General features: G+C 68.1%; 15 protein-coding genes. 8 read left to right on the top strand and 7 right to left on the bottom strand.

The window, feature by feature from the left end:
• Window positions 1-186: 186 nt before the first annotated feature.
• The 3 genes from BAMB_RS31595 to BAMB_RS35755 all read left to right on the top strand — a co-directional run bounded on the left by BAMB_RS31595 (window position 187) and on the right by BAMB_RS35755 (window position 3,447).
• Window positions 187-2,145, top strand: coding sequence for an autotransporter-associated beta strand repeat-containing protein (locus BAMB_RS31595; protein WP_011661216.1), 1,959 nt, complete (start codon window positions 187-189; stop codon window positions 2,143-2,145).
• A 163-nt stretch (window positions 2,146-2,308) separates the two neighbouring features.
• Window positions 2,309-3,277, top strand: coding sequence for a DUF72 domain-containing protein (locus BAMB_RS31590; protein WP_041491814.1), 969 nt, complete (start codon window positions 2,309-2,311; stop codon window positions 3,275-3,277).
• The gene (locus tag BAMB_RS35755) at window positions 3,274-3,447 is read left to right on the top strand and encodes a hypothetical protein (protein ID WP_011661214.1); all 174 of its coding nucleotides are present in this window, start codon (window positions 3,274-3,276) and stop codon (window positions 3,445-3,447) included. Before BAMB_RS31590 ends, BAMB_RS35755 begins: the two co-directional genes overlap by 4 nt.
• 55 nt (window positions 3,448-3,502) lie before the next feature.
• Here the strand turns inward: BAMB_RS35755 and BAMB_RS31585 are convergent, their stop codons facing one another.
• Window positions 3,503-4,402, bottom strand: a complete 900-nt coding sequence (locus BAMB_RS31585) for a LysR family transcriptional regulator (RefSeq protein ID WP_011661213.1) — start codon at window positions 4,400-4,402, stop codon at window positions 3,503-3,505.
• Between the two features lie 110 nt (window positions 4,403-4,512).
• Between BAMB_RS31585 and BAMB_RS31580 the strand changes: the two genes are divergently transcribed.
• Window positions 4,513-5,376, top strand: a complete 864-nt coding sequence (locus tag BAMB_RS31580) for an SDR family oxidoreductase (RefSeq protein ID WP_011661212.1) — start codon at window positions 4,513-4,515, stop codon at window positions 5,374-5,376.
• A gap of 131 nt (window positions 5,377-5,507) precedes the next feature.
• On the top strand, window positions 5,508-5,906 hold the full coding sequence (locus tag BAMB_RS31575; protein ID WP_011661211.1) for a cupin domain-containing protein: 399 nt from the start codon (window positions 5,508-5,510) through the stop codon (window positions 5,904-5,906).
• Window positions 5,907-5,973: 67 nt separating this feature from the next.
• Here the strand turns inward: BAMB_RS31575 and BAMB_RS31570 are convergent, their stop codons facing one another.
• Complete coding sequence (locus tag BAMB_RS31570) at window positions 5,974-6,849, bottom strand: aldo/keto reductase family oxidoreductase (RefSeq protein WP_011661210.1); 876 nt, start codon at window positions 6,847-6,849, stop codon at window positions 5,974-5,976.
• Between the two features lie 99 nt (window positions 6,850-6,948).
• Here BAMB_RS31570 and BAMB_RS31565 point away from each other — a divergent pair, with 99 nt between their 5' ends.
• A complete protein-coding gene (locus tag BAMB_RS31565; protein WP_041491813.1) occupies window positions 6,949-7,851 on the top strand; it encodes a LysR family transcriptional regulator in 903 nt (300 codons plus the stop codon).
• A gap of 18 nt (window positions 7,852-7,869) precedes the next feature.
• Here the strand turns inward: BAMB_RS31565 and BAMB_RS31560 are convergent, their stop codons facing one another.
• The 5 genes from BAMB_RS31560 to xylA all read right to left on the bottom strand — a co-directional run bounded on the left by BAMB_RS31560 (window position 7,870) and on the right by xylA (window position 14,630).
• A complete protein-coding gene (locus tag BAMB_RS31560; protein ID WP_011661208.1) occupies window positions 7,870-9,069 on the bottom strand; it encodes a sugar ABC transporter permease in 1,200 nt (399 codons plus the stop codon).
• A complete protein-coding gene (xylG, locus tag BAMB_RS31555; RefSeq protein WP_011661207.1) occupies window positions 9,066-10,625 on the bottom strand; it encodes a D-xylose ABC transporter ATP-binding protein in 1,560 nt (519 codons plus the stop codon). The genes BAMB_RS31560 and xylG overlap by 4 nt, the downstream gene beginning before the upstream one ends.
• Window positions 10,626-10,696: 71 nt before the next feature.
• Window positions 10,697-11,725, bottom strand: a complete 1,029-nt coding sequence (gene xylF / locus BAMB_RS31550; protein ID WP_011661206.1) for a D-xylose ABC transporter substrate-binding protein — start codon at window positions 11,723-11,725, stop codon at window positions 10,697-10,699.
• Window positions 11,726-11,824: 99 nt separating this feature from the next.
• Window positions 11,825-13,303, bottom strand: coding sequence for a xylulokinase (gene xylB / locus BAMB_RS31545; RefSeq protein WP_011661205.1), 1,479 nt, complete (start codon window positions 13,301-13,303; stop codon window positions 11,825-11,827).
• Window positions 13,304-13,307: 4 nt separating this feature from the next.
• Window positions 13,308-14,630 (bottom strand): xylose isomerase, encoded by a 1,323-nt coding sequence (gene xylA / locus BAMB_RS31540; protein WP_011661204.1) that lies wholly within the window; start codon window positions 14,628-14,630, stop codon window positions 13,308-13,310.
• 265 nt (window positions 14,631-14,895) lie between these two features.
• Here xylA and BAMB_RS31535 point away from each other — a divergent pair, with 265 nt between their 5' ends.
• Together BAMB_RS31535 and BAMB_RS31530 are read left to right on the top strand one after the other, a co-directional pair.
• Window positions 14,896-16,089, top strand: coding sequence for a XylR family transcriptional regulator (locus tag BAMB_RS31535; protein WP_011661203.1), 1,194 nt, complete (start codon window positions 14,896-14,898; stop codon window positions 16,087-16,089).
• Between the two features lie 27 nt (window positions 16,090-16,116).
• A complete protein-coding gene (locus tag BAMB_RS31530; RefSeq protein ID WP_011661202.1) occupies window positions 16,117-17,205 on the top strand; it encodes an aldose epimerase family protein in 1,089 nt (362 codons plus the stop codon).
• Window positions 17,206-17,263: the final 58 nt, after the last annotated feature.

The following is a 17,263-nucleotide window of genomic DNA, read 5'->3' as shown; positions in this document are numbered from 1 at the left end:
ACGTCGCGGTCCGCTACCGGGCTGCGCAGAAGACCGGATCGCTCCGTCCGGCATGTTCAGCATCACGAATTCACCAAATAGTGAGAATTCGTGCGCATCGACCGCGCGCCGCAACAAATCCTTAACCGCCACGTCACGATCGCCCACGACAATCCGCCATCTTCGACCCTCAGGATGGAGCCTTGCATGTTGGTATCACGGAGCCGTTTCCCGCTGCACGTCGCAGCGCTGTCGAGTGCGTTCGTTCTGGTCGCCTGCGGCGGCGGTGACGACGTCGCGTCGACGAACCCGACCATCGCGGCCGTTCCCGCGCCGCCGGCGGACCCCGGCTTCGTCGACAGCGCCCCCGTGCCGAGCGTGCCGGCCTTCGTCGACAACATCGCGACCAACCAGCGCGGCGACGCGCGCTATGCGACGCTGTCGACCAACGCGGCCGTGCGCGTGGTGAGCCGCTTCCTCGACCTGTGGCAGCCGTCGACGATGCTGGTCGATGCGGGCGTGAGCGCACCGGCCAACGGCGCGTTTCCGGCGATCTCGCCGTCGACCTGCTCGGGCCTGCCCGGCAGCGGCACGCCGTGCGGCACGATCCTGAACGACACGGTGCTGGCGGCGAATGTGCAGTACGTGGTCAACGCAACGACCGCGCGCACGCAGCAGCAGGCCGACGCCGCCTACTTCGACGACCGGCGCGGCAAGGGCTACAGCGTGACCGACGGCATGGGCCCGCTCACCAGCGCGTGGCGCACGGCCGCGCAGCAGACCACCAGCATCACCAGCGTGCCCGCCGACGCGACGACGGTGCTGTACAACGACGCCGGCAACAACGTCGGCGTCGGCAGCAGCACCAATGCGAGCTTCGGCAAGGTCGTCGACCTGCTCAACGAAATGGGCAACAACGCGTCGACCGAACCGTCGAAGCGCTTCTACAAGTACGCGCGGCCATATCGCTGGAGTTCGAGCGTCGTCGTCGCGCCGACACTCGTGCCGGCGGAAAGCACGACGCCCGCGACCGACGGCGGTTTCATCAGCGGCCACGAGGCTGAAGCGATGCGCGATGCGATGACGATGGCGTGGCTCGTGCCGGAGCGATTCCAGGAGATGGTGAGCCGCGGCCTCGAACTGGGCGAGAACCGGATTCTCGCCGGCATGCACTCGCCGCTCGACGTGATCGGCGGCCGCATGCTCGCGCTGGCGGTCAGCGCGGCGAACCTGAACGCGTATGCGAGCGATGCGCAGGCCGCATACAACCAGGCCCACCAGGCGCTGCAGCAGCTCACGGGGACGACCGGCACGACGTTCGCCGCGTTCGCGCACTCGGGCACGCCGGCCAACGACCGGTTCGCCGATTACACGGCGAACAAGGCGGCCTTCGCGCGCCGCATGACGTACGGCTTCGGCGCGATCGAGTCGACCGACGCGCCGCCCGTCGTGCCGAAAGGCGCGGAGATCCTGCTGCAGACGCGCTTCCCGTACCTGAGCGCCGACCAGCGGCGCGTCGTGCTGAAGACGACCGAGCTGCAGTCCGGCTACCCGGTGATGGACGATGCGGAAGGCTGGGGCCGCCTGAACCTGTTCGCCGCGGCCGACGGCTATGGCGCGTTCAACGGCAACGTGGTCGTGTCGATGGACGCATCGCAGGGCGGACTCAACGCGGCCGACCAGTGGCGCAACGACATCGGCGGCGCCGGCAAGCTGACGCTGCAAGGCACCGGCACGCTGACGCTGGCGGGCAACAACCGCTATGCGGGCGGCACGCAGGTCAATGGCGGCACGCTCGCCGCGGCCTCCGCGTCGGCGTTCGGCAACGGCGACGTGTACGTCGGCGCCGGTGGCAACGTCAGGATCGCGGCGAGCGCGCCCGTCACGATCGCGACGCGCTATACGCAGCTCGACAACGCGACCCTCGAACTCGACATCGACGGCAACGGCGGCGGCCGGCTGCGCGTGGGCGGGCAATTGACCGTCGCCGGCGGCACGCTGCATGTGAAGTTCGTGAACGGCTATGCGCCGAAGGCCGGCGATACGATCGCGCTGATCGACGGCGCGGCGGGCGCGGCGAAGTTCTCGACGGTCACGGTCGACGGGTTCAAGGCGACGCCGGTTTATACGGCGACGGGCGTGTCGGTGAGGTTGTCCGCGTCGTGATCGTTGCGTGGCGCGTGCGGCGTCGCTTTCATCGCGCTCCTTGTCGTTGACTTGACAGCGCCGTTCGCCGCGTGGCTCGGCAAGCGATGGAGCGCGCTTACCGCACGCCGTGGCACGCGCGTTGCTACTTGCCACGGATATCCACGGACTTCCGGGCATCGACGTGAAAGGCACAACCGGCGAGATACACATCGGCATTTCAGGCTGGCGCTACGACGGCTGGCGCGGCACCTTCTATCCGAAAGGGCTCAAGCAGGCGGCCGAGCTGCAATACGCGTCAGGCCGGATGCAGACGATCGAGATCAACGGCACGCACTACAGCCTGCAATCGCTCTCCAGCTGGCGGCGCTGGTACGACGAAACGCCGCCCGGTTTTACGTTCAGCGTGAAAGGCTCGCGCTATCTGACCCACATGCTGCGCTTTCGCGACGAAACGGCGACGACCGCCTGCGCGAATTTCTTCGCGCAGGGGCTCCTCGCACTGAATGACAAGCTCGGGCCGATCCTGTGGCAATTTCCGCCATCGCTGCGTTTCGACCCCGAGCACATGGAACATTTCCTGAGCCTGCTGCCGCCCGACACCGAAGCCGCGCTCGCCCTCGCGCAACAGCACGACCGCAGGGTCAGGACGCCGTATCTCGAGATCGACCGCAAGCGCAAATTGCGTCACGCTGTCGAAGTGCGTCACGCGAGCTTCGTGGATCCCGCGTTCGTGAAGCTGCTGCGCCGCCACAAGGCCGCGCTCGTCGTGTCGGACTCCACCGAGGCGTGGCCGCAGTTCGAGGATCTGACCGCGCGCTTCGTCTACATGCGGCTGCACGGCACGGAAACGAAGTATTCCGGCGCGTATTCCGATGCTTCGCTCGATCGGTGGGCGCGCAGGATCACGTCGTGGCGCGGCGGCGCGCAGCCCGCCGATGCGCGACTTGCGGCGCCGGATCTGGCGCCGCCGCGCGCGCAGCGGCGCGACGTGTACTGCTATTTCGACAACGACGTGAAAACGAAAGCACCGTTCGACGCTGGACGCTTGATGGAACGCCTCGGCCTGCATCCGCACGAACCGCTGCCGGAGAAAGCGGCCGCCGCGCGACGGCAATCCGAGCGAGAACCCGAACCGCAAGGAGAAAAATGATGACTCTGCTTATCTACCTGGTCGGATGGATCATTTTCATCGGCGGCGTGGCATGGGGATTGATGACGCTGCATGTGTCGCAGCACATCATCGAGATCGTCGCCGTCATCCTGTTCGGCATCGCGGTGATCACGGGCGCGGTACGCGCACGCACCCGCGACCGGACGTAGCGCAACACACGCGCCGCCGCGGTATCGCGAACCCCACGCCGCGCGCGGCGCGGTGTCACTGGCGCGCGTCGATATAGGCGGCCAGTTCTTGTGGGGTGCCCGACGGAAACGCGCTCTTGAGGTGATCGAGAAACGCGGACACGCGCGCGCTCAACAATCGCCTGGAAGGATACAGCGCCCACAGTGCGATGTCGGGCCCCGGCACGTCGCCCCAACTGACGAGCGTGCCGGCGGCGAGATCGCCGCTCACGAGCGACACCGGCAGGCAAGCGGCGCCCAGCCCGAGCCGGACCGTATCGCGCACCATGATCAGCGACGACAGCCGGGCCACCGGCTCGATCGCGATGCGTGACGTCGCGGCCGGGCCCGTGACGTCCCATGCGGCGCGCCTGTCGTCGGTGCCGCGAACCACGGCCGGCGCTGCCGCGTCGCCGCTCGGCCGTGCCAGCGCCGGCGTCGCCACGACCACCAGCCGATCGCGCAGGAACACACGCCCGATCAGGCTTTCGTCCGGGTCGGGGTTCACGCGAATCACGAGGTCGTAGCCTTCGTCGATCATGTCGACCGGCCGGTCTTCCGTCGTGACTTCCACCCGCACGTCCGGATATTTCAACGCAAACGTCGCCACCAGCTTGCCCATCGCGAAGTGCGAAAAGAGCATCGGCGCGCTGATGCGCAGCCGGCCGTGCGGCCGCTCGCCGCGCGATGCGATCGCCGATGCGCTGTCGGCCAGCTCGGCGAGCAACGCGCCCGTGCGCTCGTAAAGTGCGCGCCCTTCCTGCGTGAGCGTCACGCCGCGCGAGCCGCGCTCGAACAGGCGCAACGCGAGACTGTTCTCCAGTTCCGTGACGCGGCGCGACAGCGTCGCCTTCGGGCGCCCCGCCGCGCGTGCGGCTTCCCCAAAGCTGCCATGACGGGCGACGAGATTGAAATCGGCGAGAGCGAGCAGGTCCATGTGTTCCACCTGTGAGACACCGAGTCTATTTAACACATCTTCCGGATCATGTGTGGATCACCTAACTTACGTGGGCAGTCAACCCAACCGTACTCCCAGGAGCGAACATCATGACCATTCTCGTTACCGGCGCCACCGGCCGTGTCGGCCGCCAGGTCGTCCATCAACTCGTCCAGCGCGGCGCCGACGTGCGCGTGCTGGTGCGCGATCCGTCCAAAGCCGATTTTCCGGCGGCGGTGAGCGTCGTTCAGGGCGACATGCTCGATATCGACTCGCTGCGCACGGCCTTCTCCGGCGTGCGCACGCTGTTCCTGCTCAACGGCGTGGCGGGCGACGAATTCACGCATGCGCTGATCGCGCTGAATCTTGCACGCGAGGCGGGTATCGAGCGCGTCGTCTATCTGTCGGTCTTCGATGCCGACCGCTTCGTCAACGTGCCGCACTTCGCGGTGAAATCCGGCGCCGAGCGGATGATCGATCAGATGGGATTCAGCGCGACGATCCTGCGCCCTGCATATTTCATGGACAACGAACTAATGATCAAGGACACAATCGTCGATCACGGTGTCTACCCGATTCCGATCGGCAGCAAGGGCGTCGCGATGGTCGACGTGCGCGACATCGCGGAAGTCGCGGCGATCGAGCTGATCCGCCTCAACGACGCGCCCGGCAAGCTGCCGGTCGAGACCATCAACCTGGTCGGGCCCGACACGCTGACGGGCCCGGAGCTGGCGTCGATCTGGTCGGAGCTGCTTGGCCGCCCGGTAGCCTACGGCGGCGACGATCCCACGGCGTTCGAAAGCAATTTCGCGAATTTCATGCCGAAATGGATGGCCTACGAGATGCGCCTGATGGCCGAACGCTACGTCAGCGACGGGATGGTGCCTCAGGCCGGCGATGTCGAGCGGCTGACCGCGATCCTCGGCCGCCCGCTGCACGCGTACCGCGACTTCGCGGCAGCGCTGGTCCGCTGAGCGCGGCGCGGTGCGACGCCGTCGTGCGCCGTCACGGCGGCGTCAATATAATCGGCCTGGCCCCCACATATCGATGAATCGGCAACGTGCCGGTTTCGATCCCGCATGCCACAACTGGATCAGGAGACGAGATGACTATTCCCGCCGCTGCGTTCGCCGAATCGTTCGACCTCGAGGCTGCCTTCGCCGATGTATCCGAATACTGGTCGCCCAAGGTCGTCGCGCAGGTCAACGATCAGTATGTGAAAGTCGCGAAGGTTCGCGGTCAGCTCGTGTGGCACGACCATGCGCATGAAGACGAGCTGTTCTTCGTCGTGCGCGGGCACCTGAGGATCGAGTATGAAGGCGGCCGCGTCGTCGACTTGCCCGCCGGCTCGATGCACGTGGTGCCGCGCGGCACGCAGCATAACCCCGTCGCCGACGACGAATGCTGGATCGTGCTGATCGAGCCCGTGCAGACGAAGCACACCGGCGATGTCGAGTCACCGTTGACGCGCACGATCGACGAGCAACTGGGTCAGGCTCGCTGAATTCGGCGGCCGGCGCGGACGCAGCGGCCGTACGATGCGATGTACGACACCTGCGCGCACGCCCGCGTCAACCGCCAGCAGCCCCGACCCCGTCGAGTTCGCGCACCGCATCGTCCGGCAACACCAGCGCACCGGCCGCGAGATTCTCGCGCAGATGCGCGACCGACGACGTTCCCGGAATCAGCAGGATGTTCGGCGCGCGGCGCAGCAGCCACGCGAGCGCTGTCTGCATCCGCGTCGCGCCGAGCCGCGCGGCGACCGCGTCGAGCGTCGACGACTGCAACGGATTGAAGCCGCCAAGCGGAAAGTACGGTACGTAGGCAATGCCGTCGCGACCCAGCGCATCGATCAGTTCATCGTCGTCGCGATGCGCGAGGTTGTAGTGATTCTGCACGCACGCGATGTCGCAGATCCGCCGGCCTTCCGCGATCTGCGCGGCCGTGACGTTGCTCAGCCCGATGTGTCGCACGAGGCCCTGCCGCTGCAGCTCAGCCAGCGCGGACAGCGGCGCCTCGATGGAGCCCTCGGCCGGCCCGTGCACGTCGAACATGATCCGCAGATTGACGACGTCGAGCACGTCGAGACCCAGGTTGCGCAGGTTGTCGTGCACGGCGGCCGCAAGCGCCTGGGCAGAGAACGCCGGCAGCCACGAACCATCGTCGCCGCGCGTCGCGCCGATCTTCGTCACGATCAGCAGATCGTCGCGATACGGATGCAACGCGTCGCGAATCAGCTGGTTCGTCACATGTGGTCCATAAAAGTCGCTGGTGTCGATGTGATCGACGCCCGCTTCGACGGCTTCGCGCAGCACGGCGAGCGCCGCGTCGCGATCCTTCGGCGGCCCGAACACGCCCGTCCCGGCCAATTGCATTGCGCCATAACCGAGGCGATGAACGCGGCGGCCCGCCAGGGAAAACGTGCCGGATTGAACGACGGGGGACATGATCGTGCTCCTGTATGAACGAGTGAATCGCAGGTTACGCCGCGCGGCGCTGCACGATAAGCGGTCATAATGCGCACAACCTGTACGAAAAGGCGAACAATGCAAGTCGATCTCGGCGATCTGAACGCGTTCGTGGCGGTGGCGCGCGCGAAGGGCTTCCGCGAGGCTGCGCGCGTGGCCAACGCCAGTGCATCGGGGCTCAGCGAAGCGGTCCGCAGGCTGGAGGCGCAACTGGGTGTGCGGCTGCTGCACCGCACGACGCGCAGCGTGTCGCCGACCGAAGCCGGCGCGCGTCTGCTCGCACGGCTCACGCCGGCGCTGAGCGAGGTGGAGGCGGCGCTCGACGTGGTGAACACGTTCCGCGAGAAGCCGGTCGGCACGCTGAAGCTCAACGTTCCGATGAGCGCGGCGCGGCTCGTGCTGCCGTCGATCGTCCCGCGCTTTCTCGATGCGTATCCGGAGATACGGCTCGAGGTCGTGGCCGACGAAAGCTTCGTCGATATCCTCGCGGCCGGCTGCGACGCCGGCATTCGCTACGACGAGCGCCTCGAACAGGACATGATCGCCGTGCCGATCGGCCCGCGGTCGCAACGCCTCGCGACCGCCGCGGCGCCCGCCTATCTCGACCGGCGCGGCCGCCCCGCCCATCCGCGCGACTTGCTCGATCACGCATGCCTGCGCGGCCGCTTCGCGAGCGGCGCGATGCCGGCGTGGGAATACGAGCGCGACGGCGAAGTGGTGCGCGTGGAGCCGTCGGGCCCGCTCGTCGTGCAGATCGGCGGCGCCGTCGATCTCATCGTGGACGCGGCCTGTGCGGGGCTCGGCATCGTGCATCTGTACGAAGACTGGCTGCGCCCGTACTTCGCGAGCGGCGCGCTCGAGCCGGTGCTCGACGGCTGGTGGCGGCCATTCTCGGGCCCGTATCTTTACTACCCGGGGCGACGTTTCGTACCGGCTCCCCTGCGCGCCTTCGTCGATTTCATCAAGGCCGAGGCGGGATAGAAGGGATAGAACGACACCTCACCGCCGGTTCGAACGCGACACCACGTCGATCCACACCGCCAGTACCAGCACCGCGCCCTTGACGATCATCTGCCAGTACGCGTCGACGTCGAGCATCGACATCCCGTTGTCGAGGCTCGCCATCACGAGCGCACCGATCAGCGCGCCATAGACGGTGCCCGACCCGCCGCGCATCGACGTGCCGCCGATGAAGCACGCGGCGATCGCGTCGAGTTCGCCCATCGTGCCGGCCGACGGCGAGCCGGCCGCGAGCCGCGCGGTATTGATGATCCCCGCGAACGCGCACATCAGCCCCATCAGCGCGAAGATCGCCAGCTTCACGCGATCCGTATCGACGCCCGACAGCCGCGTCGCCTCCAGGTTCGAACCCACCGCATAGATGCGTCGGCCGAACACGGTCTGCGTCGCGATCCACGAGAACGCGCCGAGCAGCGCGAGCAGCAGCAGCACGGGCACGGGAATGCCGCCGTAGCGGTCGAGCATCGCGACGAACGCGAACAGCACGGCCCCGGCGCCGACGACCTTCGCGACGTCCTGCCACAGCGGCGCGACCGCGAGCCGGTAACGGCGCCGCGTGCCGCGCTGCCGGACGACCAGCAGCGCGACGAGCGCGAACAGCAGCAGCGCGAGGCCGTCGCCCGCCATGCGCGGCAGGTAGCCCTGACCGATGAACACGAAGCCGTCGGACACCGGCGCGATCGTCGAGCCGCCCGTCACGCCGAGCAGGATGCCGCGGAACGCGAGCATTCCGCCCAGCCCGACGATGAACGACGGCACGCGACGGTAGGTCGACCACCAGCCGTTGAACAACCCGACCAGCACGCCGAGCGCGAGCACCGCCGGCACCGTCGCGGCGACGGGCCAGTGCCGATTGACGTCGAGGATCGCCGCGACGCCGCCGAGCAGCCCGAGCAACGAGCCGACCGACAGGTCGATCTCGCCCGCGATGATCACGAACACCATCCCGCACGCGAGCATTCCGGTGATCGACATCTGCCGCAGCAGGTTCGACACGTTGCGCGGCGTGACGAATGCCCCGTCGGTCAGCACCGAAAAGAACACCCAGATCGCCGCGACCGCGAACAGCAGCGCGAGCACCTTGTAGCGCACGAAGACCTGACGCAACGGATGGCGGTGCCCGCGGCGCGCGTCGGCGTCCGGCGGCACGGCGGAAGAGGAAGACAGTTCGGTATTCATGGGTTACTCGCTGCAATGGGTTCGGCCGGACGCCGCGCGGGCGTCAGCGCGGCGCCGAGGATCTGTTCCTGCGTGAGGCCGTCGTTCACGAAATCGCCGCGCAGCTCGCCCTCGCCGATCACGAGCACGCGATCGGCCAGCCCGAGCACTTCCGGCAACTCCGACGACACGACGATCAGCGCGACGCCGCGTTTCGCGAGCGCAAAGATCAGCCGATAGATCTCCGCCTTCGCGCCGACGTCGACGCCGCGGGTCGGTTCGTCGAGGATCAGCACCTGCGGGTCGGCCAGCAGCATCCTGGCGAGCACCGCCTTCTGCTGGTTGCCGCCGGACAGGCTCGCGATCGGCAGGAACGGATGCGCGGCGCGCACCGACAGCCGCTGCATCTCCGTGCGAATCGCATCGAGCTCGGCGGCCGCGTCGATCCGTCCGCGCGTCGCGAAACGGCGCAGCACCGACAGCGTGATGTTGTGGCCCACGCCGAGCTGCGGCACGATCCCGTGGCGCTTGCGGTCCTCCGGCACCATCGCGATGCCCGCGCGGATCGCATCGGCCGGCGCGCGGATCGCGAGCGGCCGGCCGTTCATCCGAATGCTCGCCGTGCTCGCGCCCGGATACGCGCCGAAGATCGCCTGCATCAGCTCGGTGCGCCCCGCGCCGACGAGCCCGGCGACGCCGAGGATCTCGCCGCGCCGCACGGCGAACGATACGTCGTCGACGCGCTTGCGGCGCGGGTTGGCCACGTCGTGACAGGTCACGTTGCGTGCCTCCAGCACGACGTCGCCGATCTCGTGCGGCTCGCGCGGATACAGGTTGCGAATCTCGCGGCCGACCATCATCGCGATGATCCGGTCGGTGGTCAGCGTACTCATCGGCTCGGTCGCGACATGGCGGCCGTCGCGGATCACGGTCACGGTGTCGCATACCGCGTCGACTTCGTCGAGCTTGTGCGAGATGTACACGCAAGCGACACCGCGACGCTTCAGGTCGCGCACGATGTCGAGCAGGATGCGCGTCTCGGCGGCGCTCAGCGACGACGACGGCTCGTCGAGGATCAGCAGCTTCGCGCGCTTGTTCAGCGCCTTCGCGATCTCGATCAGCTGCTGGTGGCCGCCGCCGTAGTTCATCACCGGCTGCGCGACGTTGATCGCGTCGATCCGCAGGTCGCGCAGCAGCGCTTCCGAACGCCGCACCATCTCCGCATAGTGCATGCGCCCGCCGGGCAGCGTGATCTCGTTGCCGAGAAAAATGTTCTCGGCCACCGACAGCTCGGGCACGAGCATCAGCTCCTGATGAATGATCACGATGCCCGCGCGCTCGGTGTCGCGCACGCCGGACGCGACGAGCGGCGCGCCTTCCCAGCGGATCTCGCCGTCCCACGTGCCGTGCGGGTAGACGCCCGACAGCACCTTCATCAGCGTCGACTTGCCGGCGCCGTTCTCGCCGCACAGGCCGACGCACTCGCCCGGACGCACGGTCAGGTCGATTCCGTCGAGCGCCTTCACGCCGTCGAATGCCTTGACGATGCCGCGCATCGTCAGCAAGGGTTCGGTCATACGTTCATCGCCTCGCAGTGTGCACGCGGCCGCCCGCCCGGCCGGCCGCGTGCATCGCCGCCGTCGTGCCGTTACTGGCTCGCCAGCTGGGCCTGGGTGTAGAAGCCGTCCTTCACGACGACGTCGACGTTGCGCTTCGTCAGCAGCGTCGGCTGCAGCAGCACCGTGTCGACCTTCTTCTTCCCGTTGTCGTATTGCGCGTTGAACGCGGGCTTCGCGCCCTTCGCCAGATCGACCGCGAGCTTCGCGGCTTCGCTCGCGATCAGCTTCAGCGGCTTGTAGACCGTCATCGTCTGCGTGCCGGCGATCACGCGCTTGACGGCCGCGAGATCCGCATCCTGCCCGGACACCGGCACCTTGCCGGCCAGATGCTGCGCGGCGAGCGCCTGGATCGCGCCGCCCGCGGTGCCGTCGTTCGACGCGACGATCGCGTCGATCTTGTTGTTGTTCGCGGTCAGCGCGTCCTCGACGATCCGCAGCGCGGTCGACGCGCTCCACTCGGGCACCCATTGCTGGCCGACGAGCTTGATGTCGCCGCGGTCGATCGCCGGCTTCAGCACCTTCAGTTGTCCTTCGCGCAGCATCTTCGCGTTGTTGTCGGTCGGCGCGCCGCCGAGCAGGAAGTAGTTGCCCTTCGGCTTCGCGTCGAACACGCCCTGCGCCTGCAGTTCGCCGACCTTCTCGTTGTCGAACGAGATGTACGCGTCGACATCCGCGTCGAGGATCAGACGGTCATACGACACGACCTTGATGCCGGCCTTCCGCGCTTCGGCGACGACGTTGCCGAGCGTCTTCGAATTGAACGGCACGATCACGATCACGTCGACGCCGCGCGAGATCAGGTTCTCGATCTGGGAAATCTGCCGCGCCTCGCTGGCGTCGGCCGACTGCACCGACACCTTCGCGCCGAGCTTTGTCGCGGCCGCGACAAAATAATCGCGATCGCGCGACCAGCGCTCGACGCGCAGGTCGTCGATGCAGAAGCCGATCTCGGGCTTGTCCTTGCTCGCGTGCGCGAGCGGTGCGCCCAGCGCGAGGATTGCCAGCGCGGCGGCGCCGGCAAGGGAACTCAATACGGTACGACGCGTCACGGATTTCATGTCTCCACTCCTTGTTATTGGACAACTTCACGAACGCCGGGCGGCCGCCGGAATGCGCCGCCCGCATCGAGTCACTGCAACGCACAGGCCATCAGCACGTCATGCGCCCGTTGCAAACACCGGTTCGAGCGCGCGGTAAAGCGCGCGAAACGTCGGACGCCGCTCGTCGCGATACCACGCATGCCGCGCGAGGTCGGGCTCGCGCACCGCGACGATCGGTGGCTGCGGGCACACGTCGCCGAGCGACGCATCCGGTTCGAGCGCGAGACGCGCAAGGCGCGCGGCGCCCAGCGCCGGCCCCACTTCGCCGCCCGCGCGCAGCGTCAGCGCGCGGCCGCTCAGATCGGCGAGCATCTGCGTCCAGTACGCGCTGCGCGAGCCGCCGCCGATCACCGTGATGCTGTCGGGCGCGAGCCCGGCCGCATGCAGCGCGTCGATGCCGTCGAGCAGCGCGAAGCCGACGCCTTCGAGCGTCGCGTTCGCGAGATCCGCACGCTGCGTGTCGGGCGTGAGCCCGTAAAACACGCCCTTCGCATTCACGTCGTTGTGTGGCGTGCGCTCGCCGCTCAGATAAGGCAGGAACCACGGGCGGCTTGTGCGCGCGTTCGTCTCGGCATCGTCGAGCAGCGCCGCGACGCCGCCGTAACCGGCCAGCTGCGCGCTGAAGTCGAGGCAGCCGGCCGCGTTGAGCATCACCGACATCAGGTGCCACGTATCGGGCAGCGCGTGACAGAAGCTGTGCACCGCCGATTCCGGATTCGCGCGAAACCCGTCCGACACCGCGAAATAGACGCCCGACGTGCCGAGCGACAGCAGCGCATCGCCGGGCCGCACGATGCCGACGCCCACCGCGCCGGCCGCGTTGTCGCCGCCGCCGGCCACCACCGGGATCTCGCGCAGCCCGAGCGCGCGCGCGACGGCCGGCAGCAGCGTGCCGGTCACGCCGTTGCCCTCGAACACGGTCGGCATCTGCGCGCGCGACAACCCGCACGCGGCCAGGAGCGCGTCGTCGTAGTCGCGCTTCGCGACGTCGAGCCACAGCGTGCCGGCGGCATCCGACGGATCGGTTGCGAACGCACCGGTCAGCCGGTAGCGCAGATAGTCCTTCGGCAACAGCACGTGCGCGATGCGCGCGAACACGTCGGGCTCGTGACGGCGCACCCATAGCAGCTTCGGCGCGGTGAAGCCGGGCATCGCGATGTTGCCGGCCACCGTGCGCAGCGCGGGCGCAAGCCGCTCGAGTTCCGCGCACTCCGCATCCGCACGACCGTCGTTCCAGAGAATCGCGGGGCGCAGCACGTCGCCCTGCGCGTCGAGCAGCGTCGCGCCATGCATCTGCCCGGTCAGCCCCAGCGCGGCGATGTCGTGCGGATCGATGCCGGCTGCGCGTGCTTCATCGACGAGCGCGGCGAGCGCGCCGCATGCCGCGTCCCACCAGTCGCGCGGCGCTTGCTCCGACCAGCGCGGCCGCGGCCGGCTCACCGTCAGCGGGCGGCTCGCGCTCGCGCGCACCGCACCGTCGCGGTCGAGCAGCACCGCCTTCACGCCCGACGTGCCGAGATCGAGTCCGATATACATGGCGTCAGCGCAGCCCGTAGATCGCCTGGTTCACGATGTTCTCGAGCCGCTCCTGCGCGCCGCTCGCATGCCGCGGGTCCACGCCGCGCGCGAGCGCGTCGTCCGCGAGCGACTGCAGCGTATAGCCGCCCGACAGGATCTTCTGGCCGAACGCATCGTCCCACTGCGCGTAGCGCTGCCGGCGCAGCGCGTCGAGCCGGTCGTTCTCGACCAGCACCGCCGCGCGTTCGAGCGCGAGCGCAAGCACGTCGATCGCGCCGACATGGCCGTAGAACAGGTCTTCCGGATCGACGCTCTGGCGGCGCACCTTCGCGTCGAAGTTCATCCCGCCGGTGGTAAAGCCGCCGTGGCGCAGGATCTCGTAGAACGCGAGCGTCAGTTCCTCGACGCTGTTCGGAAACTGGTCGGTGTCCCAGCCGTTCTGCGGATCGCCGCGGTTCGCGTCGACGCTGCCGAACACGCCGAGCGCGAACGCATTCGCGATCTCGTGATGGAACGAATGACCGGCGAGCGTCGCGTGGTTCGCCTCGATGTTCACGCGGATCTCGTTCTGCAGTCCGTACTGCACGAGGAAGCCGTGCACGGTCGCGACGTCGTAGTCGTACTGGTGCTTGGTCGGCTCCTGCGGCTTCGGCTCGATCAGCAGCGCGCCCTTGAAGCCGATCCGGTGCTTGTGCTCGACGACCATCGACAGGAAGCGCGCGAACTGGTCGCGCTCGCGCTTCAGGTCGGTATTGAGCAGCGTCTCGTACCCTTCGCGGCCGCCCCACAGCACGTAGTTCTCGCCGCCGAGCCGGTGCGTTGCGTCGAGCGCATGGCACACCTGGGTCGCGGCCCACGCGAACACGTCGGGGTTCGGGTTCGTCGCCGCGCCCGCCGCGAAGCGCGGGTGCGAGAACAGGTTCGCGGTCCCCCACAGCAGCCGCACGCCGCTCGCCTGCTGGCGCTCGCCGAGATAGTCGACCATCCGCGCGAAATTGGCCGCGTACTCGCGCAGGCTGTCGCCCTCCGGCGCGACGTCCGTGTCATGGAACGTATAGAACGGCGTACCGAGCTTCGTGAAGAATTCGAATGCCGCATCGGCCTTCAGCCGCGCCCGCTCGAGTGCGTCGCCGGGTTGCTGCCAGGGCCGCTGGAATGCGCCCTGCCCGAAGATGTCGTGCCCCGGCCATACGAACGTGTGCCAGTAGCACACGGCAATCCGCAGATGCTCGGCCATCGTCTTGCCGAGCACACGCTTCTCGGCGTCGTAATGGTGGTAGGCCAGCGGGTTGTCCGACTGCGGACCTTCGTAACGAATCGCGGGAATGTGTTCGAAATACGACATGGTGTCTCCGTACAGGCTCTTGTTGCAGCGCAACGCGCGTCGCGACGACGCACGCGGCCGAATTCGGTTGACTGGATCGTGCCCGTGCGCCCGCCGGCCGGCAATTGCGAAATTGCGCAGCATGCTTAACGTTTCTTGCCAGTTGCTGCGCGCGGCCCGCGTTCCGTCCTACAATCGCCGGACACCAGAACACCGCGCGCCGCCGCCCCGGGCGCCCCCCGGAGACAACGGCACGACGCGCCCGGCGCGCGTGCCCCGACACCAGATGAACCACGCCCCCTCCGCCCAGACACCGCACCGCATCGCGCTGCTGTTCAACGCGAACAAGGTCTACGACCGCGAGATCATCAGCGGCATCGGCCAGTACCTGCACACGACGCGCGTCGTGTGGGACCTGTTCCTCGAAGACGACTTCCGCTGCCGGCTCGCCGGCATCGAGCGCTTCGACGGCGACGGCATCATCGCCGACTTCGACGATCCGGCCGTCGCCGACGCGCTCGCCGGCTCGCCGCTGCCGATCGTTGCGGTCGGCTCGTCCTACGAGGATCCGGCGCAGTATCCGGACGGCGTCCCATATATTGCGACCGACAACCCCAAGCTCGTGTCGCTCGCCTATACGCACCTGATCGGCGCGGGGCTCGCGCATTTCGCGATGTACAGCCTGCCGGTCGCGCAGGAGAACCGCTGGGCGCAGCAGCGCGAGCTCGCGTTCGACCGGCTCGCGCGCGCGGACGCGCTCGACGCGCCGATCTACCGCGGCGTATCGACGAGCGCGTCGGGCTGGGATCACGCGATCGAGCAGCTGATCGGCTGGCTGCATGCGCTGCCGAAACCCGTCGGCGTGATCGCCGTCACCGATGCGCGCGCGCGGCACCTGCTGCAGGCGTGCCTGATCGCCGGCATCGCGGTGCCGGAACAGGTCGCGATCATCGGCATCGACAACGATCCGCTCACCCGCACGCTGACGCGCATTCCGTTGTCGTCGGTGATCCAGGGCACCGAGGAAATGGGCCGCACCGCCGCGCACCTGCTGCACCGGATGCTGCGCGGCGCGCGTTTTCCCGGGCAACGCATCCTCGTGCCGCCGGTCGGAATCAACGTGCTCGAATCGACGCGCCACCAGCCGCTTGCGAGCCCGCACGTGATGCGCGCCCGGCATTTCATCCGCCAGTACGCGTGCCAGGGGATCAAGACCGAACAGGTCGCCGACTACGTCGGGGTGTCGCGCTCGCTGCTCGAGGAGCACTTCCGGCGCGAACTGCAGCGCACCGTGCACCAGGAAATCCTGCGTCACAAGCTCGAGGCCGCACAGGCGCTGCTCGCGGCCCGCAATGCGTCGAGCGCGGAAGTCGCGATCCGCTGCGGCTTCACGTCGCTGCAATACATGTATGCGGTGTTCCGCCGCGAACTCGGCTGCACGCCGCGCGAATACCAGGAACGCACCGCGCCTGCCCACTGAATTCACCGCCCACGAGCGAATCCACTCATGCCTATCGATATCGACACTTCCCGCCCGGCAGCCGAGCTCGGCCGCATTCCGTCCGAGCCGTGGGGCACGCCGCCCGGCGGCGATCCGGTGCGGCGCTATACGCTGCGCAACGCGCACGGAATGCGCGTCGTCATCAGCGATCTCGGCGCGACCGTCGTGTCGTGGCTCGCCCCCGACCGCACCGGGCGCTTCGCCGATATCGTGCTGGCCCATGACACGCCGGCCGATTACATCGACTCGGGCGCGTACCTCGGCGCGACCGTCGGCCGCTGGGCGAACCGGATCGCGGACGCGCGCTTCACGCTCGACGGCGTCGACTACACGCTCGACCGCAACGAGAACGGCAACCTGCTGCACGGCGGCGCGAGCGGCTTTCATCGCGCGCGCTGGGACGTGATCGACGACCACGGCGGGTTGACGCTGCGGCTCGATTCGCCGGAAGGCGATGCCGGGTTCCCCGGCAACGTGCGCGTACAGGTACGCTACACGCTCGACGACGACGGCACGCTGACGATCGACTACACGGGCGTGACCGATGCGCCCACGCCGTTGAACCTGACGAATCACAGCTACTTCAACCTGAGCGGACGCGCGGGCAGCGACGTGCGCGGGCATCTGCTGCAGATCGACGCCGATGCGTTCGTCGAAGTGGACGACGCGTTGATCCCGACCGGCACGGCCGACGTGACGGGCAGCGCGTTCGATTTCCGGCAAAGCGCGCCGATCGGCGCGCGCCTTGACTGGCCGCATGCGCAGCTCGCCCGCGGGCGCGGCTTCGACCACTGCTACGTGCTGCGCGAGCCTGGGCGCGGCGTGCGGCCCGTCGCGGCGATCTACGATCCGGAAAGCGGCCGGGAACTCGCCGTGTCGACGGATCAGCGCGGGCTGCAGCTCTATACGGGCAACTATCTGGACGGCGTGCGCGCAAGCGGCGGTGTGTCGTGCGTGCAGCATGCGGCGCTGTGCGTCGAGGCCGGGTTCTTTCCGAACCAGATCAACATGAACGCGCTGCGCGACGAAACCATCCTTCAGCCGGGCGACACCTATCGCCAGACGACGCGGTATCGGGTCGGCGTGCGGGGGTAGCGCCAGATAGTAGGCAACGCACGCGTTCTTTGCATCGGCATCGGGGGCTGCGCTACGC

It is taken from the genome of Burkholderia ambifaria AMMD (assembly GCF_000203915.1).
GTDB lineage: Bacteria > Pseudomonadota > Gammaproteobacteria > Burkholderiales > Burkholderiaceae > Burkholderia > Burkholderia ambifaria.
Note: the sequence above shows the minus strand (reverse complement) of the source record. Positions and strands in the feature narration are given on the sequence as shown.

What these genes read in the sequence shown, in the direction of transcription:
- BAMB_RS31570 (WP_011661210.1), bottom strand. Translation starts at nt 6,849, where the DNA reads ATGTCCCCCGTCGTTCAATCCGGCACGTTTTCCCTGGCGGGCCGCCGC.
- BAMB_RS31530 (WP_011661202.1), top strand. Translation starts at nt 16,117, where the DNA reads ATGCCTATCGATATCGACACTTCCCGCCCGGCAGCCGAGCTCGGCCGC.
- xylA (WP_011661204.1), bottom strand. Translation starts at nt 14,630, where the DNA reads ATGTCGTATTTCGAACACATTCCCGCGATTCGTTACGAAGGTCCGCAG.
- BAMB_RS35755 (WP_011661214.1), top strand. Translation starts at nt 3,274, where the DNA reads ATGATGACTCTGCTTATCTACCTGGTCGGATGGATCATTTTCATCGGC.
- BAMB_RS31595 (WP_011661216.1), top strand. Translation starts at nt 187, where the DNA reads ATGTTGGTATCACGGAGCCGTTTCCCGCTGCACGTCGCAGCGCTGTCG.
- xylG (WP_011661207.1), bottom strand. Translation starts at nt 10,625, where the DNA reads ATGACCGAACCCTTGCTGACGATGCGCGGCATCGTCAAGGCATTCGAC.
- BAMB_RS31560 (WP_011661208.1), bottom strand. Translation starts at nt 9,069, where the DNA reads ATGAATACCGAACTGTCTTCCTCTTCCGCCGTGCCGCCGGACGCCGAC.
- xylF (WP_011661206.1), bottom strand. Translation starts at nt 11,725, where the DNA reads ATGAAATCCGTGACGCGTCGTACCGTATTGAGTTCCCTTGCCGGCGCC.
- BAMB_RS31585 (WP_011661213.1), bottom strand. Translation starts at nt 4,402, where the DNA reads ATGGACCTGCTCGCTCTCGCCGATTTCAATCTCGTCGCCCGTCATGGC.
- xylB (WP_011661205.1), bottom strand. Translation starts at nt 13,303, where the DNA reads ATGTATATCGGACTCGATCTCGGCACGTCGGGCGTGAAGGCGGTGCTG.
- BAMB_RS31565 (WP_041491813.1), top strand. Translation starts at nt 6,949, where the DNA reads ATGCAAGTCGATCTCGGCGATCTGAACGCGTTCGTGGCGGTGGCGCGC.
- BAMB_RS31580 (WP_011661212.1), top strand. Translation starts at nt 4,513, where the DNA reads ATGACCATTCTCGTTACCGGCGCCACCGGCCGTGTCGGCCGCCAGGTC.
- BAMB_RS31535 (WP_011661203.1), top strand. Translation starts at nt 14,896, where the DNA reads ATGAACCACGCCCCCTCCGCCCAGACACCGCACCGCATCGCGCTGCTG.
- BAMB_RS31575 (WP_011661211.1), top strand. Translation starts at nt 5,508, where the DNA reads ATGACTATTCCCGCCGCTGCGTTCGCCGAATCGTTCGACCTCGAGGCT.